This window comes from Empedobacter stercoris (assembly GCF_020281205.1).
In the GTDB taxonomy this organism is placed as follows: Bacteria; Bacteroidota; Bacteroidia; order Flavobacteriales; family Weeksellaceae; genus Empedobacter; species Empedobacter stercoris.
The window spans coordinates 1-24934 of sequence record NZ_JACXZC010000007.1; the positions used below are offsets into that span (position 1 = coordinate 1).

Annotated in this window: 23 protein-coding genes and 1 rRNA gene; 11 read left to right on the forward strand and 13 right to left on the reverse strand. The window is 32.7% G+C overall.

Annotated features, from left to right (window positions below):
• Window positions 1-332: 332 nt before the first annotated feature.
• A 5S ribosomal RNA gene (rrf, locus tag IF125_RS04880) occupies window positions 333-440 on the forward strand.
• A gap of 414 nt (window positions 441-854) precedes the next feature.
• Here the strand turns inward: rrf and IF125_RS04885 are convergent.
• The 10 genes from IF125_RS04885 to IF125_RS04930 all read right to left on the reverse strand — a co-directional run bounded on the left by IF125_RS04885 (window position 855) and on the right by IF125_RS04930 (window position 10959).
• Window positions 855-1637 (reverse strand): nitrilase-related carbon-nitrogen hydrolase, encoded by a 783-nt coding sequence (locus IF125_RS04885; protein ID WP_225541717.1) that lies wholly within the window; start codon window positions 1635-1637, stop codon window positions 855-857.
• The gene (locus IF125_RS04890; RefSeq protein WP_225541718.1) at window positions 1621-2286 is read right to left on the reverse strand and encodes a phosphatase PAP2 family protein; all 666 of its coding nucleotides are present in this window, start codon (window positions 2284-2286) and stop codon (window positions 1621-1623) included. Before IF125_RS04890 ends, IF125_RS04885 begins: the two co-directional genes overlap by 17 nt.
• 88 nt (window positions 2287-2374) lie before the next feature.
• Window positions 2375-2719: a 50S ribosomal protein L20 gene (gene rplT / locus IF125_RS04895; RefSeq protein WP_171622611.1), complete on the reverse strand. Its 345-nt coding sequence runs from the start codon at window positions 2717-2719 to the stop codon at window positions 2375-2377.
• Window positions 2720-2813: 94 nt separating this feature from the next.
• Entirely contained in the window at window positions 2814-3011 is a 198-nt protein-coding gene (rpmI, locus tag IF125_RS04900) for a 50S ribosomal protein L35 (RefSeq protein WP_038337133.1), read from the reverse strand.
• A 58-nt stretch (window positions 3012-3069) separates the two neighbouring features.
• Window positions 3070-3579 carry a translation initiation factor IF-3 gene (infC, locus tag IF125_RS04905; protein WP_225532389.1) on the reverse strand — a complete coding sequence of 170 codons (510 nt, stop codon included), beginning with the start codon at window positions 3577-3579 and terminating at the stop codon, window positions 3070-3072.
• Between the two features lie 59 nt (window positions 3580-3638).
• A complete protein-coding gene (gene thrS / locus IF125_RS04910; RefSeq protein WP_188319551.1) occupies window positions 3639-5561 on the reverse strand; it encodes a threonine--tRNA ligase in 1923 nt (640 codons plus the stop codon).
• A 317-nt stretch (window positions 5562-5878) separates the two neighbouring features.
• Window positions 5879-7129 (reverse strand): T9SS type A sorting domain-containing protein, encoded by a 1251-nt coding sequence (locus IF125_RS04915; RefSeq protein ID WP_225541719.1) that lies wholly within the window; start codon window positions 7127-7129, stop codon window positions 5879-5881.
• A gap of 187 nt (window positions 7130-7316) precedes the next feature.
• On the reverse strand, window positions 7317-8411 hold the full coding sequence (locus IF125_RS04920; protein ID WP_188319552.1) for an LptF/LptG family permease: 1095 nt from the start codon (window positions 8409-8411) through the stop codon (window positions 7317-7319).
• Between the two features lies 1 nt (window position 8412).
• Entirely contained in the window at window positions 8413-9543 is a 1131-nt protein-coding gene (tgt, locus tag IF125_RS04925) for a tRNA guanosine(34) transglycosylase Tgt (RefSeq protein WP_171622607.1), read from the reverse strand.
• Between the two features lie 111 nt (window positions 9544-9654).
• Window positions 9655-10959 carry an OmpA family protein gene (locus tag IF125_RS04930; protein ID WP_171622606.1) on the reverse strand — a complete coding sequence of 435 codons (1305 nt, stop codon included), beginning with the start codon at window positions 10957-10959 and terminating at the stop codon, window positions 9655-9657.
• A 176-nt stretch (window positions 10960-11135) separates the two neighbouring features.
• Between IF125_RS04930 and IF125_RS04935 the strand changes: the two genes are divergently transcribed.
• Together IF125_RS04935 and IF125_RS04940 are read left to right on the forward strand one after the other, a co-directional pair.
• Complete coding sequence (locus tag IF125_RS04935; RefSeq protein ID WP_225541720.1) at window positions 11136-12038, forward strand: mechanosensitive ion channel family protein; 903 nt, start codon at window positions 11136-11138, stop codon at window positions 12036-12038.
• Window positions 12038-13297, forward strand: a complete 1260-nt coding sequence (locus IF125_RS04940; protein ID WP_225541721.1) for a D-alanyl-D-alanine carboxypeptidase/D-alanyl-D-alanine-endopeptidase — start codon at window positions 12038-12040, stop codon at window positions 13295-13297. The genes IF125_RS04935 and IF125_RS04940 overlap by 1 nt, the downstream gene beginning before the upstream one ends.
• Window positions 13298-13346: 49 nt before the next feature.
• Here IF125_RS04940 and IF125_RS04945 read toward each other — a convergent pair whose 3' ends face one another.
• Both IF125_RS04945 and IF125_RS04950 read right to left on the reverse strand, forming a co-directional pair.
• Window positions 13347-13820, reverse strand: a complete 474-nt coding sequence (locus tag IF125_RS04945; RefSeq protein WP_171622604.1) for a DUF6702 family protein — start codon at window positions 13818-13820, stop codon at window positions 13347-13349.
• 160 nt (window positions 13821-13980) lie between these two features.
• A complete protein-coding gene (locus IF125_RS04950; RefSeq protein ID WP_225541722.1) occupies window positions 13981-14403 on the reverse strand; it encodes a hypothetical protein in 423 nt (140 codons plus the stop codon).
• Between the two features lie 135 nt (window positions 14404-14538).
• On the opposite strand from IF125_RS04950, the gene trmB reads away from it, so the two are divergent.
• Both trmB and IF125_RS04960 read left to right on the forward strand, forming a co-directional pair.
• Entirely contained in the window at window positions 14539-15216 is a 678-nt protein-coding gene (trmB, locus tag IF125_RS04955) for a tRNA (guanosine(46)-N7)-methyltransferase TrmB (protein ID WP_171622602.1), read from the forward strand.
• A 91-nt stretch (window positions 15217-15307) separates the two neighbouring features.
• A complete protein-coding gene (locus IF125_RS04960; RefSeq protein WP_225541723.1) occupies window positions 15308-16762 on the forward strand; it encodes a M20/M25/M40 family metallo-hydrolase in 1455 nt (484 codons plus the stop codon).
• 71 nt (window positions 16763-16833) lie between these two features.
• On the opposite strand, the gene IF125_RS04965 is transcribed toward IF125_RS04960, so the two are convergent.
• Window positions 16834-18189, reverse strand: a complete 1356-nt coding sequence (locus IF125_RS04965) for an orotate phosphoribosyltransferase (RefSeq protein ID WP_171622600.1) — start codon at window positions 18187-18189, stop codon at window positions 16834-16836.
• Between the two features lie 433 nt (window positions 18190-18622).
• Between IF125_RS04965 and IF125_RS04970 the strand changes: the two genes are divergently transcribed.
• From IF125_RS04970 to IF125_RS04995, 6 genes are read left to right on the forward strand one after another with little or no spacing between them, the layout of a single operon-like run.
• On the forward strand, window positions 18623-19741 hold the full coding sequence (locus tag IF125_RS04970; protein ID WP_225541724.1) for a C1 family peptidase: 1119 nt from the start codon (window positions 18623-18625) through the stop codon (window positions 19739-19741).
• 19 nt (window positions 19742-19760) lie between these two features.
• A complete protein-coding gene (gene nadA / locus IF125_RS04975) occupies window positions 19761-20765 on the forward strand; it encodes a quinolinate synthase NadA (protein WP_225541725.1) in 1005 nt (334 codons plus the stop codon).
• Window positions 20765-22330: an L-aspartate oxidase gene (gene nadB / locus IF125_RS04980; protein WP_225541726.1), complete on the forward strand. Its 1566-nt coding sequence runs from the start codon at window positions 20765-20767 to the stop codon at window positions 22328-22330. Before nadA ends, nadB begins: the two co-directional genes overlap by 1 nt.
• Window positions 22331-23221 (forward strand): hypothetical protein, encoded by an 891-nt coding sequence (locus tag IF125_RS04985; protein ID WP_225541727.1) that lies wholly within the window; start codon window positions 22331-22333, stop codon window positions 23219-23221.
• The gene (gene nadC, locus IF125_RS04990; RefSeq protein WP_225541728.1) at window positions 23221-24081 is read left to right on the forward strand and encodes a carboxylating nicotinate-nucleotide diphosphorylase; all 861 of its coding nucleotides are present in this window, start codon (window positions 23221-23223) and stop codon (window positions 24079-24081) included. Before IF125_RS04985 ends, nadC begins: the two co-directional genes overlap by 1 nt.
• A complete protein-coding gene (locus tag IF125_RS04995) occupies window positions 24081-24887 on the forward strand; it encodes a hypothetical protein (RefSeq protein ID WP_225541729.1) in 807 nt (268 codons plus the stop codon). The genes nadC and IF125_RS04995 overlap by 1 nt, the downstream gene beginning before the upstream one ends.
• Window positions 24888-24934 lie beyond the last annotated feature (47 nt).

Here is a 24934-nt window from a genome sequence, read left to right on the forward strand (position 1 = left end):
CGTTGATAGGCTATAGATGTAAAGGCAGCGATGTCATAGTCGAGTAGTACTAATTACCCATAGACTTTTTCTTAAAAAGTACAACGAATCAAAGATAGTTGGTAGCGATACCAACAACAATAAAAAGATTAAATACTAAGATTGATTTAATCGTCATAGAGAAGGTTAGTTAATCTTATTTGGATTAAACATGTAATACCAGATTGTAAAAGTTTGTAAAATGTATTATGTAAAAAGTATTAAGTAATCACTTAATACAATAAAACATAAGACTTAATACAACATCTAATAGTGTCAAGAAATATTAGGAACTAATACCTATTTAAAAATATTAGGGTGACTATAGCTGCAGGGCTCACCTCTTCCCATTCCGAACAGAGAAGTTAAGCCTGCCTGCGCCGATGGTACTGCTATTGCGGGAGAGTAGGTCGTCGCCAGTTTTTATCAAAAGCCTCAAGATTATTTCTTGAGGCTTTTTTGTGTTTAGACTTTTTTGAGATGTTAGTAATTAGATATTAGAGCTTCACGAAGCTGAAATGCGTTCTTTAGGTCTAAGTTCTCGATACAAAAATCATAGATTTTTACTCGAAATGACGAATAGTTGAGATTCCTCGATAAACTCACAGAATGAAAGTTTTATTAATGTCTTATGGTTATAACTTAAAACCCGCGTTAGGGATAGTAGTGGAAATCCTTTTGTTTGACGAAGGATTTTGTTTTTAGGTGCTATGTTACTCCAAACAAAAGATTGCAGCGGATAGCCCGACCGAGCGTAGGAATTTTTTACTATTTAATTATAATTTTGTTGGCGAGGGAACGCCATAAAAAAAGCCCAACCGAAGTTGAGCTATGAGTTATCCAAAATAAAATGAATCTCGATCGTTCAAGAAATTGAAATGTTGACGAGTTTTATCTTGTTGTTCTTTATCAATCTCGAATTGTAAAATTTCTGCATGCTTGTTTATCGTTTCTAAATCTTGGCCTAAGGTATCAAAAAGATGAGAATCTCCTTGATAAACGAGATTATAGCCATCTATACCAGTTCTATTTACGCCTGCGACAAAAGCCATGTTTTCTATTGCTCTTGCTTTTAATAACGAAATCCATGCTTCACGGCGTGCTTTTGGCCAACTGGCATTACAAAGAATCAAATCATATGGATCTTCTTTTGTGTTGCGAATCCAAACCGGAAAACGTAAATCATAACAAACAATTGGTCGAATTTGCCATCCTTTATAATCTATGGTGACAATTTTGTCACCTGCAGCGTAAACACCCGCTTCTTTTCCATAACTAAACAAATGTTTCTTGTCGTATATGTAAATAGAGCCGCTTGGACAGACGAAGTAAAAACGATTATAGTAGTTGTTATTCTCGTGTGTAGAAATGCTACCAGCTATCGCAGAATTCAGTTCTTTAGCTTTATGTTGCATCCATTCGAATGTTTCTCCAAAAGGTTTCTGAGCAATTTTTTCTACATTCATCGAAAATCCTGAAGCAAACATTTCGGGTAACAATATAATATCGGTTTGATGATTGCTTAACAATTTGTCTAAATAGGTTTGATTTGCTTTCGCATCTTCCCATATAACATCGTATTGAATCAATGATATTTTTAGTTTAGTTTGCTTTTCCATTGTTGATAAATTTATGATCTAGTTTTGGATTATTCGAATGATTGATGATGTAATACGTAAAGATAAACATAAAAAATCCGATAAGTGCTCCACCAACGGTATCAATCGCAAAATGGCGCGATAAATAAATTCGACTAATTGCAATACTTGGAAAATGTAAGGCGAAAAAAAGTTGTAACCATCGGTTTTTTGTGAGTAAACACAACATCATCGAGATTATAACGGCTGTTAATGAATGTCCTGATGGAAAAGTTGATGCCATTTGTATCGCGTAATCTTTGACCAAAACGATGTCTATTTTCTTTTGAGTGAAATAGTATCCTGGACGTAAAACTTGTTCAAAATATACATTCTTAAAAAAGACACTTATTGTTGAGGCAACAGCACCTGAAACGAATAGGTAATAAAAATATCGTTGTGTTTTTTTCCATAAAAGATAGCCGAGCAAGATGAAAAATAAATAGTAGGTTCCGAAATCTGTATAGAATACAAAGAATTTATCGAAGTAATGATTGCTATATTTATTGAAATGCAAATGCAATTCATCGCGACCAAAATATTGTGTCATGGCAATAGCAACAAAATTGTAGATAAAAAATACAATAAAAAAGGGCCAAATTCTTAGAAATAAGTCTTTTTGTTGATTCATCGAAAATTATTATTTGTTCAAATTTAGGCAAAAAAAAACTTGACTAAATAGCCAAGTTTTAAAACGTTTTAATATTGTTTAAAAAAAATTATTTTACTTTTTCTACGATAGCTTTGAAAGCTTCTGGGTGGTTCATCGCTAAATCCGCTAAAACTTTACGGTTTAATTCGATACCAGCTTTGTTTGCAGCACCCATAAATTTAGAGTAAGATAATCCATGTAATCTTGCTCCAGCGTTAATTCTTTGAATCCATAACGCACGGAAATTTCTTTTCTTTTGACGTCTATCACGGTAAGCGTAAACTAATCCTTTTTCTACTGCATTTTTAGCAACAGTCCAAACATTTTTTCTTCTTCCGAAATATCCTTTTGCAAGTTTTAAAACTCTTTTTCTTCTAGCTCTTGACGCAACTGCGTTTACTGATCTTGGCATAATTTTAATTTTTTTGTAGTGGGCGAGATTTCTCTGCTTTAAGGCCCAACGACAGGGTTAATAATGAATTAATAAACCAAATAAGAACAGGTTCTTATTTTAATCTTAATTGTTGTTTTACTGAATGAACATCAGCTTGATCCACTAAACCAGTTTGAGTTAAATTTCTCTTTTGTTTAGTTTCCTTTTTTGTTAGGATGTGGCTTTTAAAAGCGTGTTTTCTTTTAATTTTACCTGTTCCTGTTAATTTGAAACGTTTTTTCGCTCCAGATTTTGTTTTTAATTTTGGCATGATTACAAATTATTTAAAATTAAAACGTTTTTATTTTTTGTAAGATAATGAAACCTAATTATTTCTTAGGTCCCATCATCATAATCATTCTTTTACCTTCAAGTTTTGGCATTTGTTCTACTTTTCCAACATCCTCCAATTCTTGTGCTAAACGTAACAATAAGATTTCTCCTTGATCTTTAAAGATAATAGAACGTCCCTTAAAGAAAACGTATGCTTTTAATTTAGAACCTTCTTCTAAGAAAGATCTTGCATGACGTCTTTTGAATTCGTAATCGTGATCATCTGTTTGAGGACCGAAGCGAATTTCTTTAACGACAATTTTCTGTTGTTTAGCTTTAAGCTCTTTTTCTTTTTTCTTTTGTTCGTATAAGAACTTTTTGTACTCTACGACACGACAAACAGGTGGAATGGCTTTTTCACTGATCATAACCAAATCTAAACCTTGTTCTTCTGCAAGTTCTAAAGCTTTAGAAATTGGATATACACCAGGTTCTATACCTTCTCCAACAACGCGTACTTCTTTCGCGTCAATCTTATCATTGATCTTATGTTGATCTTCCTTAATTACTCTGGCTGGACCTCTGCCGCCTTTTCTTCTAATTGCGATAGTTATTCTGTTTTAAATTATTTTAATTTGATTTGTTCTTTCATGAAGTTGATAAACTCTTGAATAGTCATCTCTCCTAAATCACCTTCTCCGTGTCTTCTTACAGAAACTGTACCGTTTTCTGCTTCTTTTTCACCGATGATTAACATGAAAGGAATTTTGCTGATTTCGGCATCACGAATTTTTTTACCAGTTTTCTCATTTCTACTGTCAATCAATCCGTTAATTTCCTCTTCGGCCAGCAAATTTAATACTTTTTCTCCATATTCCACATATTTTTCACTAATTGGTAAAATTGTGAATAAATCTGGTGTTAACCAAAGTGGTAAATTACCTGCTGTATTTTCTAACAAGATAGCAATGAAACGCTCCATAGAGCCAAATGGCGCACGGTGAATCATTACAGGTCTGTGTTTTTCGTTGTCTGCTCCAGTGTAAGTTAAATCAAAACGTTCTGGTAGGTTATAATCCACTTGGATTGTTCCTAATTGCCATTGACGTCCTAATGCATCTTTCACCATAAAGTCTAACTTAGGTCCGTAGAAGGCTGCTTCACCATATTCTACAACTGTTGGTAAACCTTTTTCTTCTGCTGCTGTGATGATAGCTTGCTCAGCTTTTGCCCAGTTTTCGTCAGAACCGATGTATTTTTCTTTGTTTTCGAGATCTCTTAATGAGATTTGAGCCGAATAATTATCAAATCCAAGATTTGTAAATACATAAAGTACTAAATCAATTACTTTTTTGAATTCTTCTAATAATTGATCTGGTGTACAGAACAAGTGAGCATCATCTTGAGTAAATCCACGTACACGTGTTAAACCGTGTAACTCTCCTGATTGTTCGTAACGATAAACTGTACCAAATTCAGCATAACGTTTTGGTAAATCGCGGTACGACCATTGTGACGTTTTATAAATTTCACAGTGGTGAGGACAGTTCATTGGTTTTAACAAGAATTCTTCTCCTTCGTTTGGTGTTTTTATAGGTTGAAAACTATCTGCACCATATTTTGCATAGTGACCAGAAGTTACATACAACTCTTTTTGACCAATGTGTGGAGAGATAACCATTTCGTATCCCATTTTTTGTTGCTCTTTTAATAAGAAGTTTTCTAATTTTCTTCTTAAAGCAGCTCCTTTTGGTAACCAAAGTGGTAAACCTGCACCAACTTTTTCAGAGAAAGCAAATAAACCTAATTCTTTCCCTAATTTACGGTGATCACGTTTTTTAGCTTCTTCTAATAACTCAAGATATTCTGTTAAATCTTTTTGTTTTGGAAATGTGATACCATAAACACGCGTTAACATTTTATTTTTCTCGTCGCCACGCCAATATGCACCCGCAACATTCAATATTTTAGCAGCTTTTACAATTCCCGTATTTGGAATGTGTCCACCACGACATAAATCTGTAAAGTTATCATGTGTACAGAATGTGATTTCTCCGTCTGTTAAGTTAGAGATTAATTCTGTTTTGTACTCGTTGTCTTTATATGTTTCTAACGCTTCAGCTTTTGAAACTGAATATAATTTGAATTCAGCTTTTTTCTTTGCATTCTCTAACATTGCTTTTTCAACTTTCGCAAAATCAGCTTCTGTAAATTTATCTTCCCCAAAATCAACATCATAATAGAAACCTTTATCAATTGCAGGTCCGATTGTTAATTTAGCGTTTGGATAAAACTCAACAATAGCTTGTGCTAATAAGTGAGCAGACGAATGCCAAAAAGCTTTTTTACCCATTTCATCGTTCCAGGTTAACAATTTGATCGTTGCATCTGTGGTGATTGGGGTTGTTGTTTCAACTTGTTTATCGTTTACTATAGCCGAAATGACATTACGTGCTAAACCTTCACTAATGCTAAGCGCTACATCCATAGGTGTTACGCCACTCTCATACTGTCTTACACTTCCATCTGGAAGAGAAATGTTTATCATCTTACTTTTAGAATTTGTACTAAGATGCAAAAATACGAATTTTCTGTAAGTTGACGAAATTTTTAAAGGGTTGATTTTGATTAAAATATTATCGTTTGGGATTAATGAATTTATAACTGATAAACCAGATAGCTACACAAAATAAAAAATCAAAAAGGTAAATGAAAATATTTTCTCGAATACTATTTCTAAACAAGTTTTGATGAATAGAGTATGGAATTAAATTAAAAAATCCAGGACGTGTAATTAGAGCATAAAGAATTAAACTAATTAAGGTTGGAATAATAAATTTTTCATCAATAAGTAAATTAGAAATATTATTTCTTTATAAATTTTAAAACTTCGTTTGACTCTTTTGTTTTGATGTAATAAACTCCTGAAGCTAAGGCTTGACAATCAATTGTGATGCTCGATTGATTATTTAGTGGTACAGGTTGTACCAATTGACCAACTGAATTGTAAATAAAAAGCGTGTTGTTATGAGCGTTCAATCGAGATTTATCAATACCAATTGTAATTTTTTCATTTGTTATCGTAGATGATTGTAACCAAATAAAAGGTTTTGAGTCAATTGTTTTTGTGCTTAAACTTTCGTGTATTTTAAATTGCGCTACAACAGGCAAATGATCACTCATATTGTATAAATTATTTCGCAATGTTTGTGAGTAAATCCCCGTACAATCGGGATCTTTTACGTCTTTGTCCAAACAATTTCCATTATTTCCGTAGGCTTTATAACTGTCGTTTACATAAGATAAACGTGTGCTGTTCTTGAAATTATCGCTCATCATAATAAAATCAAAACGATCATCTAATCCACCGCCTGCTCCTGCGTTAGTGCCGCTACCAAAACCGACGTTTGAAACACGAGTGCTCTGAGTATGTAAATAACTAAAATCCGGATTGTTTTGCCATTTCCCTGGTGCATTTAAGGGATCTACCATCAAAATAGCATTTTCAGGGTTTAAAATTTCTTGATAAGCTGGTTCTGATGAATTATAAAAATTAAAATCACCCGCAAAAAGTACATAGGTATTGGGTTGTGTTAAATTTTTTAATGATTTTGTTACTTCTTGTACCATTTCCAAACGCATTTGACGATTAGCAGGTCCTGTACTCGATTTTAAATGAGCTACAAAAACTTCTAAATGAATAGGATCATTGGACGTTGTATTCAATTGAAAAGAATATTGATTGATATCGCGGTAGACTGTTGGGATTCGTTGCTGGTTGACCAATGTTAATTTACGTGTATTATAAAAAACCATTGTTTGCAAGGGATCATCTAATTTGGTTGTATCCGCAACAAAAAGCGCGCGCGCAAATTTGTCAGGTTGATTTTGTAACGAGGTATTTAGAATTAAATCAGCACCATTTTCTGTTACCAATTCACAAATCATAAATAAATCAGGTTTGTAGTCGTCTAAAATATCTCTTAAAATCAATTGACGATTTTGAGGGAGTGAAACCGGAAATTTAAACACATTATAAAACATGGTATTTAATGTTTCCTGAGAAAAAGTAGTAACCGAAAGTATTAAAAATAGAAAGCGTAATATTTTTTTCATATCAAAATTATTATCGTTTAACAAATCAACTATTATAACATCTGAAAACGGATATTGACTGATGTTAAGAATGTAGTAAATATATTGATTTTCAATTTAATAAGCAAGTCGATTGTAACAGAAAGTAATTTATGTGTATTACAAAAAAAATCCAGTTTCGTTTAGAAACTGGATTTTTGAAATATTTTTAAGTTCGTGCTCGTCTAAAATAGAGAAATAAGGTCAGTAATCCGAAAACGATATTCGGAATCCATGAGGCGACAAATGGGGAAACATATCCTTTTTCGGAAAATGTAGAAGTTGTTTGCGAAAAGAAAATGTACACAAACGCTAACGAAATACCAACGGCTAAGTTGATTCCGATTCCTCCACGTCGTTTTTTAGATGAAAGTGATAAAGCTAAAATCGTTAAAATAATTGTAGAAAAAGGAACACTCAGACGATTGTTTAATTCGTTTTGATAGGTGTTAACATTGGCAGAACCTTTTGCTTTTTGTTTCTGAATAAATTCATTTAGCTCAAAAGTATTCATTGTTTCTGCAACATATTCTTCTGGTAAAATTTCGTCAGGCGAAGCGGGCAATTTTATATTTGTATTGGGTTCGTACGTTAATTTTTCAGTATGATCTTTGTTTATTTCTCTTGTATAAACACTTATCAATGCATATGTAGAATCTTTGTCGTTCCAATTAAAACTTGAGGCAATGATTTGTTTTTTTAATTCAGTTGAATCAAATTTTTGGTAGACAAAAGAACTTCCTAATTTTTCTGTTCTATCATAACTATCCACAAAAACATATTCTTTTGGCGAAATTTGTGAACCTATGCGTTGCCTTTTGTAATATTCTTCCTTTTTTGAGTTGCTGAGCATATGAACATACTCATATTTATTTTTCTTGATATTAGCCCATGGCAAAACAATGTTTCCAACAACCAAGGCTGAGATTGCCAAAAATATAGCTACCCAAACATACGGAAGGGTAAATCGATAAAAACTAATTCCACCCGAAAGCACACCTACAATTTCAGTTTGCATTGTTAACCGTGAAGTAAAATAGATCACGGAGATGAAAACAGCAATGGGTAAAAAGGTGTTAATAATCCAAATTGACCAATAGGGGTAAAATTGGGTTAATGCCGAATAAGCAGTGGATCCACTATCATTAATACGTCCTAATTTTTGACTAAGATCGACAATTACAGCGATGGTAGACAAAATCAAGACCATGAAGATAAAGGTTCCGATAAAGTTTCGGATGATGTATTTATCAATTATTTTCAAACTACAGACGTTGTTTTAGTTGTGGCACAATTTGTTCTTTCCATTGAGCGAAATCTCCTGCTAATATATGCTCTCTTGCAACTCTTACCAAATCTAAATAAAAGGCAAGGTTATGAACTGATGCAATTTGTTTTCCTAAAGATTCTTGTGCATTAAATAAATGACGAACATAGGCTTTTGTGTAATAACTATCCACATAGCTCGTTCCACTTTCGTCTAATGGTTCAAAACAATCTTTCCATTTTGCGTTTTTCATATTCATAACACCATTCCATGTAAATAACATACCGTTACGTGCATTACGCGTAGGCATTACACAGTCGAACATATCAACTCCAAGTGCAATACATTCGATAATATTCCAAGGCGTCCCAACTCCCATTAAATAACGAGGTTTGTCTTGAGGAAGAATTTCTGTTACGATATCTGTCATTTCGTACATAACAGGTTCTGGTTCACCAACAGATAAACCACCAATTGCATTTCCTTCTGCACCGAAATCGGCAATGTATTTTGCAGACTCTTGTCGCAACTCTTTGAAATCGTTTCCTTGTACTATTGGGAAAAGCGTTTGTTTGTGATCGTAATATTCAGGATTATTATTCAACCAAGTTCTACAACGCTCCAACCAACGATGTGTCACATGCATGGCACGTTTTGCATCGTGATATTTGGCAGGAATTCCTGTTAATTCATCAAAAGCCATAAAGATATCTGCACCGATGTAACGCTGGATTTCCATAGATTTTTCAGGTGTAAACATATGATAAGAACCATCAATATGCGATTTGAAACGTACACCTTCTTCGGATTTCTTACGACTTGTCGACAAAGAGTAGACTTGGAATCCTCCTGAATCTGTCAAAATTGGTTTTTGCCAATTCATAAATTGATGCAATCCGCCTGCTTTGTGTAAAATATCAGTTCCTGGTCGTAAATACAAATGATACGTATTTCCAAGAATGATTTGGGCTTTAATATCTTCTTCTAACTCACGTTGGTGAACAGATTTTACTGTACCAACTGTACCAACAGGCATGAAAATAGGTGTTTGAATTTTACCGTGATCGGTTTCTACAACTCCAGCTCTTGCCTTTGAAAATTCGTCTTTTTTATCGATTGAAAATTTCATAGTGTGCAAAGATATTAATTGTTTAGCTTGTTGCGAGTTGGTTTCGAAAAAAATAACAAAAAAATAAGGATAAAGTTTGCTTTACCCTTATGTAGAAATTTTATGAAATGATTATTTTGTAAAACGTAACGACATTTTGCGGTCAGAAGCTCTTTCTTCATCAGAAGCTGTTTCTGCCACTGTTGCAAACTCTTCTCCGTAACCTTCAGCAGAAACAACTTGCGCACCAACACCACGTTTAGCTAATTCAGCTTTTAAGTAATCAGCTCTTTTTTGAGAGATCTCTTTGTTTTTGGTATCATCACCAACTTTATCCGTGTAAGCACCAAGTTTTATTTTTGCGTTAGGATATTTTTTCAAAATAGCTGTAACATTATCTAATTGTACTTCCGAACCCGCTTCTAATTGATCAGTTTTGCCAAAAACAAAATTCACATTATCAAAGTTAAACCATTTATCTTTTAATTGATCTTCTGTTAAATTAGCAAATTCTGGCATTTTGATAAATTTGATAATTTGATCTTCTAAACCATTTGCATATCCTGATAAGGCAATTCCGTCTAAGTCGATTGTTGATAATTCTTTTGTAGTTTCAATACTGTCTGTACTAAAAATCGCACTATCCGTGATTACTTCTGTATCTGTTGTTACATTTTTATCTTCGTCTTTGCAATACTTCAACAAGAAAAATGCAGCTAAACCTAAAATAATTAGAGGGATTATCCATTTCCAAAATCCGCCACCGCTATTATTTTCGTTATGATTATGAGAAGAATGTATAGGTTCAACAAAAGGTTTTTCTTCTGGTTTAACCGTATCTTTAACTTCAGCAAAAGCATCTTTGATTTTTTCTTTGGCAGACTCTACTGTTTCTGTAGCGGTTTCAGAAATATTGGGTTTATCGGTAAAGAAAGATCCTAAACCTAATGCACCAAGTCCTAATCCTGCAGGGATTAAACCTACTATTTTATCTTTCATTCCAGCTAATTGTGAGAAGAAATCACGTTCTGTCAAATTATTAAACTCAGCTTCTTTTCCTATTGAGCCGAATGTTGTTAAAGCGGTTAAGTCCAATAATTTTGATGAAGAAGCTGTTGAAATACCTGCAAACTCTGCCACTTTCGCAATAATAGGTTGTGTATTATTTCCTAAAAGAGTAGCGATTATACTAATTAAGTTATCTGGTGTTTCTTGTGTTGTTGAGATATTGGATAATCCTCGCGAAGCACCAAAAGATTTGATTGCATGAAATAATCCGTTGGTAGAACTACCTTTATCCACTAAGCTTCCTAACAAAATAGGCAAATAAGCACTCATTGCTTTTGAAATTCCAGTATCGCTTTCGCCTAATTCTGATGAAACTTTCGAGATTAAATTTGGGTTAATGTACCCTTTTACTAAATCAATAATGTTCATAGTTTTCGATTTTTTTAATTATAGTTTTTTTGTTGTTGTAATTAGTTATTTACCAATATTGTACCAATGTTCATGATGGTTAAAAATAGTTAAAAAAAGTGATAATTTTTATATTTTTTTGAAAAGATGTAAGATTGGAATTAATTTTATCAACTAATTTGACAATAAATAAGACAATGCAAGAAGAAGACAAAGTGGATAGTTTAAAAGATGTGATTGAAACGCCATTTAAAGATTTAGAATATATCACCAATATCTTAATCACAAAAGGTTCTGAAATAGGTTGGAGCTTGGTTTCTGCTATTTTAACTTTAACCATCGGTTTTTGGATATCAACAAAACTGAAAAACCTTATTGAAAAAAGAATGATAGCGCGTAATGTTGATTTATCTATTCGTTCGTTCTTAGTACCAATCATTAATATCTTTTTTAAAGTTATCATCTTAATGTTCGTTGTAGATCGATTGGGACTAAATGCTTCGGGATTGATTGCTGCACTTGGTGGAGTTGGTTTGGCATTTGGTTTAGCTTTACAAGGTTCTTTATCCAATTTTGCGGCAGGAATACTCATCATTATTTTCAAACCATTCAAAGTTGGAGATTATGTTGTTTCGCAAGGACATGAGGGAACAGTAGAATCGATTAATATATTGAATACCGTTTTAGCGACTGCAAAAGGTCAAATTATTACATTGCCAAATGGTAATTTATTTAATAATCCAATCATCAATTATTCGGTCAAAGAATACCGTCGGTTAGATGTAAATGTAGGTATTTCGTATGATGACGATTTTGACAAAGCTCGTCAAGTATTATTAGATGTTTTAGATAAAAATGAGTTGGTTGATGATGCACAATCAAAAACCGTAGAAATTTTAGAATTTGCTGATAGTAGCGTTAATTTAGCCATACGTTGTTATGTTAAAAATAGCGATTATTGGACCGCTTATTGGCAGTTGTATCGAGCAGTGAAATATGCTTTAGATGATCATCATATTTCAATTCCTTATCCTCATACGGAAATGGTTTTTAAAAATGAAGCCAATTCACCTACAAATCCATTAGAAAACAAAGAATAATGAAGTATTTTTTGATTATATTTTTAATTCTTTCTTCTGTGCAAATAAGTGCACAGAAGAAAGAATTAATTGATCAGCATCTTAACTCAGGTTTCTACTCGACTCAATTTACAGGATTCTATTTGTATGATCCAATAACAAAAGAAGAATTGTATAATTACAATGGGAACAAGTTTTTTATTCCTGCTTCTAACACCAAAATCTTCACCCTTTATACAGCGATGAAGATGTTGAATGATTCGATTCCTGCGTTCAAATATCAATTAATTAACGATGAATTACATGTACAAGGGACTGGAGATCCAACATTTTTGCACCCAAAATATAAAAATACACGAGCAGTAGACTTTTTGAAAAATAATGGATCTAAACTTATCTTTCATTGGAATAATTTTGATGAAGAATCTTTTTTACCAGGATGGACTTGGGATGATTTTAGAAAAAATTATTCACCAGAAAGAAGTCAGTTCCCGATTCATGAAAACTTAGTGTCTATTTCTAAAAACGGGAATTCCATCAAAACATTTCCTACTTATTTCGAAGAATTAACAGAAATTAGAGAGATGCCAGAACCAAGGAGTTTTTATGATAATAAATTTTATATCAGCAACAAAAAACGTTCAGCAAAAGTACCCTTTATTGTAAATGAAACGGTAATCGAAAAATCATTGTCGCAAATTTTGGGTAAACCAGTTGATATGGTCAAATCGCCAATGGCAAGAGAAGCAAAAGTTTTTTACAGTCAGAAGTCAGATGATGTTTACCGCGAAATGATGGAGAATAGTGATAATTTTTTGGCAGAACATTTATTGATTTTAGCTTCGAGTACATTACCAGGGAAATTAAGTGCTGCAGAAATTATAGCGTATGCAAAGCATAACTTATTAAAAGAGTTGAAACAGCAACCCGAATGGTTTGATGGTTCTGGTTTGTCGCGTTACAATTTGTTTACACCGCAAAGTTTTTCACAAGTTTTAGAAAAAATGTATAACGAATTTCCAGAAGAACGTTTGTTTTCTATTTTCCCAATTGGAGGTAAAACTGGAACTATAAAAAATAGATACAGAGATACGATGCAACCCTATATTTACGCTAAAACAGGAACATTAAGTAATAATGTAACGTTGAGTGGTTATTTGAAAACTAAATCTGGTCGAACACTTATTTTTAGTTTAATGAATAATAATTCAGTTAAAAATTTATCGTGGATCAGAAATGAGAATGAAAAACTCTTAAGAATTGTGAGAGATCATTATTAAAAGTTTTCACAATAAAAAAGCCTTTCGTACTCGGAAGGCTTTTGATTTATTAGAAAGACATTTTTACGGTGTCGTTATTTCTTGTTAACATTTTTGTGTCTTTTTTGTTTTTAATATCAAACGTCACAATATTTTGTTGGTCACTAAAAACATCAGTTAACAAAGCTACTTTTAACTCTATTGTGTTAATGTCAGATATTTTTTCAAACTTAAAGAAAACTCGTGTCGATTTATCATTTACTTGATAACCGTAATACGAAGTCCCCAACGCTTTTCCATTTACTTTGACATCAACTTTACTGTTTACATAAGCTTTTAACTTATTTTCAAAGTTCGATTTATTCGAAACATCTGCACCAACAGCTTTTTCCAATTGATTGGTAAAAGTACGTGCGGTTATATTGAGCGTTCCTGTTTCTTGTTCGTAATCAACCTTGATATTCGCTGTGTGGAAATCCTGTGCGCTTAGGTTAAATGTGACAAAAACCAAAAGCAAAGAGAATAGATATTTTATATAGTTCATTTTATTACTTAGTTTGTACAAATCTCTTTCAAATCGAATGCCAAATATTCTTAAAATTGAAAAGTATATTTGCTCGACTTGTTTTATAACGGATTTAGAATAAAATCATAAAAAGAGTACTAATTACTTAATACTCTTTTTATGATTTTATTCTAAACGATTAAGCAAACCAAACGTGGTAAGGAATTCTGCTTAAAATACAAACCAATCCGATGATAGCAAAAATTGCTACACTCATAGGTACGGTTGTCGAACGTTTTAATTTTGCATTTGCAATTGTTATAAAAACAACCCCAGCAATCATCATCATTGGGTGCTCTACGAATGTTAATCTTAAAGCAGAATCAGACATAATATTTGATGGTTCTAAGGCAGAAAACATCATAATATAATAGACTAGTCCAATTAACAATTGTACGTGAAATATAATCGTCGTAAATAATCCGATTTTCTTGATTGTAGCGTTGGTGTCTTTTTTCGAAATTGCGTAAATTAATGTTGAAATCACAAAGATAACGCCCATCAAAATCACAAGATAAGCCCATCCACTGTGAAATTGTTTAATAAAATTGATAGAATCCATTTTTCTAATTTTAGTTTTTCATTACAAAAATAACAAACCTTTTAACATAAATACTATTTGTTGAGATTTATGTGTTGTTAGAACAGTTTTTTAGATTAAGCAAAATCTCGTAATTTCGCGCAAAATATATCCGAAATGGGAAAAGATAAAATCAGAAGATTTAACGAAAATAAAACTTTTCAGAATGTTGTTCAACCAACACGAGAGGAAGCGATCAATAATTTTGCATTAAAAGGAAATTGGAACAAGGATTTTTTTAAAAATGATCATCCAATTGTTTTAGAACTTGGTTGTGGAAAAGGAGAATATACTGTTGCAATGGCGCGTCGTGACAAAGATCGTAATTTTATCGGAGTAGATATTAAAGGTTCAAGATTTTGGCGTGGAGCAAAAACATGTTTAGATGAAGGAATTGAAAACGCTGGATTTCTTAGAACACAAATCGAAATTATCGACCATCTTTTTGCTGAAAATGAAGTGAGCGAAATTTGGATTACTTTCCCAGATCCACAAATTAAATTCAGAAGAACAAAACATCGTTTAACTGATCCCGAGTTTTTGAGACGTTACAACAAGATTTTGAAACCAGATGGAACAGTTAATTTGAAAACAGATTCTGAGTTTTTACATGGTTACACACATGGTGTTATTCATATCGAAGGACACGAAGTGATTCGTTCTACACACGATGTATATCACCCAGACCATTCGGATATACCAGAAATAGTGACAGCTGTACAGACCTATTATGAATCGAAATTTTTGGAAGAAGGTAAAAAGATTACCTATATAAAGTTCCAATTAAAATATTAATAAAGAATCCATCGAAAGATGGATTTTTTTTATTTATAAAAAAGGATAAATAATTATTCAACTATATTTGTCTACACACTAATATGATATTATGAAAAATAAACTTTTATTCCTTTCTCCTCTTTTGTTAAATGGATTTTTTTCCTTCGCACAAATCAAACCAGATTTTATTTATGCGACAATGGAAACAGAAAATGCGTCAATCTTACAAAGAAATCAACCAGATTCTATTCAGATTTTATCTTCAAAAGATAATCTTTCAGCAATTTATTTTCATCCAGCGATTACAGAAGATTTGAAAGAGAAATTTGCACATGGAAATGGTTATATTTTTCAATCTTCAAAAAAAGAAGCGTTGCAAGCAATTCAACCAATCGTTTTTCAAAAAAATGAACCATTTACTTATACCATAACTGAACAAGATTTTATAACTAAAGCATTAAATGATGTTGATGTAAAAGAAATTGAAAAGACGATTTTATTATTAGAAGGTTTCAAAACACGTTATCACACGCGTCAAGAAGCTAACGATGCCATTCTGAAAATAAAAGAAGTTTGGGAGCAAATGATTGTAGAAGCAGGTAGAACTGATGTTGTGGTGAAAATTGTGGATCATGTCAATACACCAATGAAATCATTGATATTAACCATTAATGGGAACGAAAAAAAAGACGAATATGTGATAATTGGTGGACATGCTGATTCGACTATAGGATGGAGTGGCGATCAATCTTTTGCGCCAGGAGCCGATGATAACGCATCGGGTATTGCTACGATTACAGAAGTTTTGCGTGTTTTGTTAAAAAACAACTTTAAGCCACAACGTACCACAGAAATCATGGCGTATGCAGCCGAAGAAATTGGTTTAGTAGGTTCGGGAGAAATCGCTAAGCAATATGCAACGGATCAAAAAAATGTGATTGGTTATGTACAATTTGATATGACGAATTACAAAGGATCTGCAAAAGATATTGTATTAATGACAGATGCGTATTGTGATGCTAATCTGAACTCATTTTTGATGCAATTGATGAACGAGTACAATCAATCAGGTATGCATCAATTTACGTATGATACGTCAAAATGTGGTTATGGATGTTCGGATCACGCAAGTTGGGCGAATAATGGCTTTTCTGCTGTTTTACCTTTCGAATCAAAAATGAGTGATAGTAATCCGTATATTCATTCTGTAAACGATACATATGCTACAATGGGAAATACGTCTACACACGCTGCTAAGTTCACGAAATTAGGAATCGAATATATTGTAGAAGCGGCGAAACAAACAGAGAAATTAGGAACTGAATCGATAGAAAAAGAAACATCTAAAATTTATATCACAGATAAAACGTTAAATTATCAAGTGAATTTTAAATCAGCAATTTCGGTAAAAATTATTGATGCAAATGGACGAACTATAAAAAAATTGAATGCTAAGCATTCGAAGGGAAATATAAATTTGTCTAATCTCTCAACAGGATTTTATATAGCTACAATTTCCGATAATCAAGGAAATTCTATTTCACATAAATTTGTATTGAAGTAAATTCAACAAAATAAAAAACAAAAAGCAAGCTGAATTCAGCTTGCTTTCTATTTTTGAAATTTATTTAAATTTTAATCATTCAAACTTTGTAAGTAAGAAACCCAACCTAACGTTTGGTATTCTTTAGCAGCCGTTTTTACATCAGCCGCTTTGTAAATTCCACGACCAACAATCATAAAATCGGTATGGTAATTTTTGAAAACCAATTCTGGTGTATTGTATTGTTGTCCTTTGCTATCTCCAGTCGAAGAAATATTAACACCAGGTGTAAACAATAACAAATTATCTGGGATTTGACGTTGAGCAACTGCACCCAAAACATTACCCGATTGTTCTGAAACATTGATTGCTTTCGTGAAGTAATAATCATCTGTTAATGTTCCTTTCGAAGACATTTCTACGATTGTAATTACGCCAGTGTTTTCGAAAACTTTCAACGATTCTAAACCTCCAATAGGGTGAACAGTTACCAAATCTGCCCAATCAGAAATTTTATAAATCGATTTCTTGAATTGTAATTCTTGTGTATTTCCGATATCTCCAAATTTGCGGTCTTCAAATAATAAGAATTCTTTTTCGCGTGCGATTTTTTTCAATTCAACGATTAAGTTATCCGAAAAATCTTGAATAATATCTGAATGTAATTTTAAAGCAACAACATGATCACCAACTTTTCCTGCGAAATCAATAATTTCATCAGAAGTAATCAAATCAGCAGAAGCAATCAAGTTTGATTGTTTTTTAAGCGCTAATTCTACCAAACGTTTTCCAACAGGATGAACAATTTTTTTATTCTCCAATGCAATACGTTGTTTTGCAGGTACCGCTTCAGCAGGTAAAGCTAAAAAGTCTTTGATTTTTTTCGCCTCATCATCTGTCAAGCGATGGTATTTATGTAAAATATCAATTACTTCGTGAATAGTGAATAATGTCTTCACATTGTAACCTTGTTCTTTTAATTTTTCAGAACCACCTTGTGCTCGATCCAAAACAACAACCAAATCTTTTACACGTAAACCTTCACGTTCAACTTGATCAATTGTTTCTAATAAAGATTGTCCAGATGTAATTACATCTTCTACTAAAAGACAAGATTGTCCTTCGGAAAAAACACCTTCTACCATACGTTTAGTTCCATATCCTTTATTCTCTTTACGTTTGATAATCAAAGGAATATTCGATGTTAAACTCATTGTAGTCGCCATTGGTAATGCTGCGTAAGGCACACCACAAATCAAATCGTAGTCAACATCTTCTACTAAATCTAATAAGTTGTTTGCTAAAGTTTTTAATAATTGTGGACTTGAAGCCAAAGGTCTTAAATCGACATAGAAAGGAGATTCTATACCACTTTTTAAAGTGAAATTTCCAAATTTTATAATTCCCAGCTCGTAAGCTTTCAATAAAAAATCTTCTCTTGGTTGCATTTGTGTAATGTTTGAGCAAAGTTAATAGCTTTTTGAGTGATTTATTGCATTTTAAGCCAAATTAATTTTTAGATGTATAAAAATTGAATATTTATACTGATTTGATTTATAATTTGTTCTAAAAGTGAAAAATTATAAATTTTAAAGAAAATTAGTAATTAACCTTTTGAAATTTTTCTAACGTATTTCTATATCGATTTTATCATCTCATCAATTTTAGTTCGTCAGTTTGAGTGTTTAAAATGATGAATCATCTTTTTAAACGTTTCGATAACTTGACGAATTGCTTTAATACCTCTTTCTCCATACAATTTTCTTTTCTATCGAAACTAAAATCACTCGAGGTGATGTATTGTCATTTTTAACTTTCTTCATCTTTCAACCAAATCTTCATAAAATAACTTTATTTTTGAGTTTTATAAACAAACACAAAGTGAAAAAATATATCCTTGCAAGTTTTGCATTAGTCAGTGCATTAGCATTAGCACAAGAAAGTCCATTCAAATTCAAAGAGTTGGTTAATAATTCGGCACTTCCAGTTATTTCGCAAGGAAAAACAGGAACATGTTGGTCATTTTCTACGGTCTCTTTTTTAGAGTCGGAAGTGAAACGTATAACGGGTAAAAAAGTCGATTTATCAGAGATGTACAATGTTCGTTTTACGTATCCAGTAAAAGCGTATAATTATGTTTATCGCCAAGGGAAAGCTCAATTTAGTGAAGGTGGATTATCACATGATGTATTGAACTCTGTTCGCAAAAATGGTTTAGTTCCAAACGAAGTGTACGCAGGTTTTACAGTTGGCACAGAAACTAAACATAACCATGAATTACTGGTAAAAGAATTAAAAACAGATTTAGATTCGATTGTAAAGAATCCAAAAAAATACTTAACAACTGATTGGAAAAATAATTTCGATCAAAAATTAAATCAAAAATTAGGTGTTCCTCCAACAGTATTTAAATTCGAAGGAAAAGAATATACACCACAGGAATTTGCGAAATTCTTAAAAATTAATCCAGACGATTATGTTACACTTACATCGTTTCAACAAGCACCGTATTATTCTCAATTTATTTTACAAGTGCCAGATAATTTCTCGAATGGTTCGTACTACAATTTGCCATTAGATGAATACATGAAAGTGTTAGATGAAGCGTTATACAATGGATTTACTGCTGCATTTGATACAGATGTTTCAGAAAAAACGTTTTCTAAAAAGCATGGTTTAGCCGTTTGGCCTTCAGAAGGTTTAGAATCTGATTATTTTGTGGAAATTTTGCCAGAAAAATGGGTTTCTGCAGAAGAACGTCAAGCAGCTTTCGAGGATTTGTCAACACAAGATGACCATTTGATGCATATCACAGGAATTTTAAGAGATCAATTAGGAAATCAATATTATGATGTGAAAAATTCTTGGGGAACAGAAAATTTAGGAAATAATGGACATATTTACATGTCTAAACCTTTTTTTAGAATGAAATCAATTGCTTTTACAGTACACAAAGATGCTTTGTCAGAAAAGGTAAAGAAGCAATTAGGAATAAAATAATAATACACAAAACGATAAAATGAAGACATTAGAACAAGCGATAGAAAAGTTAGAGCATAAGGGTTATTTGGATATAGAAATTCCGAAAGGAACCGATTTAGTTGCAGAGATTAATAAATTACGCAAAGAAAAAAATGCAGTAATTTTAGCGCATTATTATCAATCGGGTGAAATTCAGGATTTAGCAGATTATTTAGGCGATTCGTTGCAATTAGCTCGAGCAGCAGCTAAAACAGAAGCTGATATGATTGTTTTTTGTGGTGTTCATTTTATGGCAGAAGCTGCGAAGATTCTTAATCCTTCAAAAAAAGTTGTTCTTCCAGATACAAAAGCAGGTTGTTCGTTGGCAGATTCTTGTTCGGCAGAAGGTTTGCGTGGCTTGCGAGAGCAACATCCAAATGCGATGGTGGTAAGTTATATCAATTGTGATGCAGGTGTTAAAGCGGAATCAGATATTATTGTGACTTCTTCTAATGCAGAAGCGATTATCAATTCGTTGCCAGAAGATCAAGAGATTATTTTTGCGCCAGACCGTAATTTAGGGCGTTATTTAAATCAGGTTTGTAAGCGTAACATGATTTTATGGGATGGCGCTTGTATCGTTCATGAGGCTTTTTCGTTGGAAAGAATTGCGCAACAAATGGCAGAAAATCCAAAAGCAAAATTAATTGCTCATCCAGAAGCGCAAGAAGATTTATTGAAATTTGCTCATTTTATTGGTTCAACTTCTCGTTTGTTGGATTATGTAGTAGAAAATGAAGCGACAGAATTTATCGTAGCGACAGAAGAAGGAATTTTACATGAGATGCAAAAATTAGCACCTAATAAGAAGTTGATTCCAGCTTTGGTTCAAGATGAATCGTGTAATTGTTCTGAGTGTTTTTATATGAAATTATCAACGTTAGAAAAGTTGTATTTGTGTATGAAATATGAACTACCAGAAATACAAATTGAAGAAAGTTTGCGTATAAAAGCATTGGCTTCGATTAATCGTATGTTAGAGTTATCAGAAAAAATCAAATAATGGCTCTACAAGATGTTTTAGTTATTGGTTCTGGAATTGCAGGATTATCGTATGCACTAAAAATTGCAATCAAATATCCTGATGCCAAAATTACCATTGTAACCAAAGCAAATAAAGACGAAACCAATACAAAATATGCGCAGGGAGGCGTTGCTGTTGTCAGCGATTTCGAGAATGATAGTTTCGAGAAACATATTCAGGATACGCTTCGTGCAGGTGATGGACTTTGCAAATTAGAAGCGGTTGAGGTAGTTGTAAAAGAGGCGCCAGACCGCATTAACGAAATTATTGATTGGGGTGTTCGATTTGATAAAAACAAGGAAGGTATTTATGATTTAGGTCGCGAAGGAGGACACACCGAAAACCGAATTGTACACCACAAAGATGTAACAGGTTGGGAAATTGAACGTGCGATGTTAGAAGCAATCAAAGAATATCCAAATATTCAAATTCTTACCCACCATTTTGTAGTAGATTTGATAACAGAACATCACTTGAATCGAGATTTAGCAGACCAAACAACATGTTTTGGAGCTTATATTTTAGATTTAAATACAGATAAAGTCGAACGTCATTTAGCCAAAGTAACCTTATTAGCAACAGGTGGAGTAGGGCATGTTTATAAAAACACCACGAATCCTATTATCGCAACTGGGGATGGAATTGGTTTGGCTCGTCGCGCGAAAGCAACCGTCTCAGGGATGCAATTTATTCAGTTTCATCCAACAGCTTTTTACAGCGAATTTGACGGACAATTGTTTTTAATTTCGGAAGCGGTACGTGGATTTGGAGCTAAGTTACGCACAAAAGATGGCGAATTATTTATGCATAAATACGATGAACGAGAAGAATTAGCTTCGCGTGATATCGTTGCTCGCGCAATCGATAACGAAATGAAATTACGCGGAGACGACTATGTTTACATTGATTGTCGACATTTAGATAGAGAAAAATTCTTGGAACATTTCCCTAATATTTACGAAAAATGTAAATCCGAAGGTTATGATATGTTTACAGAATTAGTTCCTGTGGTTCCGGCTTCGCATTATTTATGCGGAGGAATTGATGTCGATTTAGATGGTAAAACATCAATAGAGAATTTGTTTGCGGTTGGCGAATGTTCAAATACAGGATTGCATGGAGCAAATCGTTTGGCTTCAAATTCGTTGTTAGAAGCAATGGTTTTTGGACATCGTGCAGCGTTGAATACTATCGAAAAACTAAACCAAAATAATTTCTCTATTCAGAATTTTAACTTTCCGGAATGGAACGAAGAAGGAATGAAAGTACAAGAGGAGTTGGTGTTGATTTCGTATCTGCGCAAACAACTACAAGCGATGATGAGCGAGTTGGTTGGAATTGTTCGTAGCGATGCACGTCTTAAAATTGCTCAAAGTCGTATTTTAGAAATTGAAAAAATGGTCAAAGAAATTTATTATTTCACGATTATTTCGTCTAAATTATTAGAACTTCGAAATTTGGTTGATGTGGCATATTTAATTATCGAACAAAGTATCAATCAAAAAGAAAATCGAGGAACTTTTTATAACAAAGATTTTAATTAAATGAAGAACTTTTGGTTGATAATTCCGCTTCTATTTTCAAGTTTAGTATTCTCTCAAACAAAAAAGAAGGATAACGAAAAGCCAAATTTAACAGTTGTTGATGCGAAAACGATGCCTGTTTATTTTGGTTGCGAAAATCTCAAAGAAAAAAGTGAGTTACAAGCTTGTTTGAGTAAAAATTTGAGTGAAGATATACAAGCTCAAATCGCTTACTTTTCGAATATCGCAGATTATTTACATATCGAATCTGTGCAATCTAAAATTGGATTTATCATCAATGAAGAAGGTCGGTTCTCTGAGGTAAATATAGATGGAGCTAATCCGATTTTTAACAGTGTTGCACATGCAAGTTTGGTTTTACTAAACAATAAAATGGATCGAAATAATCTAAAAATAGAACCTGCTCGTGATCATAAAAATAAAGCTGTTCGGATGAGGTATAATTTGCCTTTACGCTTTATGTTGGAAGAACAGAATAACGAGTTTGAGAAATTCCCTTCAGCGAATCGCGTGTTGTTTACTTTAAAAACCTCAGAAGAAGAAATTGAAGTTCGTATTGATAATGATTTTAATTTGAAGACGTATGGAAAAGCGGGAAATCGTGAATATTATTTGGGACGATTCTCTAATTTATTCGAAATGGCTGCGGTAGATCCTTATGCAACAGCTTTTGATGCGGCTTTTAAATCTGGCGTAATTGATATTACAAAAGGTATAATTGAAGACAAGGAATACAAACTTCAAATCAAAAACTTTTTTGATAACGATCCTTCCGCACAAGTGTTGATTACGGTTGTACGTGAAGAAAACGGAACTTGGGCCGAATATTATGAATATAAAACCAAGAAAGAATTTAATCAATCAAAATTTGCATCCTTAACTTATAGATAATGAATTTACCTACATATATTACAAACGAAAAATTACAAACATTTATTCGTCAGGCTTTTTTAGAAGACGTTGGCGATGGTGATCATTCAACTTTAGCATGTGTTCCCTACGATTCTATGCAAGAAGCAGAATTGAAAGTGAAAGACAACGGGATAATTGCTGGAATAGAATTAGCGAAAATTATTTTTGCCACATTTGATCCTTCATTGAAAATCGAATTTTACACAAATGACGGAGATAGCGTAAGCTTTGGAGATGTAGCGTTTAAGGTGAAAGGTTCTTCGCAATCAATTTTAACGTGTGAAAGATTGGTGTTAAATTGCATGCAGCGTATGTCAGGAATAGCAACTTATGCACACGAAATGATGGAGTTGGTGAAAGGAACAAATGCGAAAATTTTGGACACAAGAAAAACAACACCTAATTTCCGAATGATTGAAAAATGGGCCGTTAAAATTGGAGGTGCAGAAAATCATCGTTTTGGATTGTATGATATGGTGATGTTAAAAGATAATCATGTTGATTTTTGTGGAACTATTACAAAAGCGGTTGCCCAAACAAAAGATTATTTAGCTAAACATCATTTGCATCTAAAAATAGAAGTAGAAACGCGCAACATGGATGAGGTGAAAGAAGCTTTAGAAGCGAATGTTGATTTTATCATGTTAGACAATTTTGACCTCGAAACTTTGAAAGAAGCTGTTATCTATATAAATGGAAAAACAAAAACAGAAGCTTCTGGAGGAATTACAAAAGACTCTGTGCGTGCTATTGCAGAAACTGGAGTAGATTTTATATCGTCTGGTGCAATTATACATTCGGCTCCAAATTTTGATTTGAGTTTGAAAGCAATTAAGTAATGAAGAAAATTATATTATTCTTTTTATTCAGTTCAGTTTTTACTTTCGCTCAAAGAAGATTACCTATTTTGCCCGAATGTAATCAAGCATTGGAAACCGAAGCGATAAAAAGTTGTTTTTTAGAGCACTTCAATACATCGCTCAATAAAACTATAAATTATATGGTATCATCTTCCGAGTATTTATTAATCCCTAGCCAGGATATCCAACTTAGAATCAAGATTAATAAAAAAGGAGAGATACAATTAGGCGAACAAAAAGACGAAATTCATCCGATGTTTCTACAATTAATGGAATTGTATATCAACCAACTTAATATTAATAATTTGGCGAATGGAGGGATTAAACCAGGCTTGGATGAAAAAAAACAACTAATAGATTTTCATTTTAATATACCAATCAAATATATAGTTGATTATACGATTGATGAAAAGTTTAGAAGCTATGATCGAATTTTGACAATGAATGTAGATAAGAAGGCTAACCTATATCACTTGATTTTGCATCCTGATTTTAAATTTAGTTTACTTAAAAATGAAGAAAACTACATAACGTTTAATAGCATAAAAGAATACCTCGACTTCTCGAAGAAATTAATTTTAGAAGCAAATTACCTTGAAAAAGATTTTAACATAATAAATGTACAAGAAAATAAATCAATCATCGGAAATCACTGGTTGACACCTTCAGAAAATTCAAAAAGAATTATTTTTCGTGACAAAGAAAATAATATAGACAGTTATTATACTAACATTGAAGAATTTTTACAATCAAGTCACACCAATCTTATGTTTATTGTAAAGTGATAACAGAAAAATTTAACAATTTCAAGATTTGTTTTAATATAATTTTA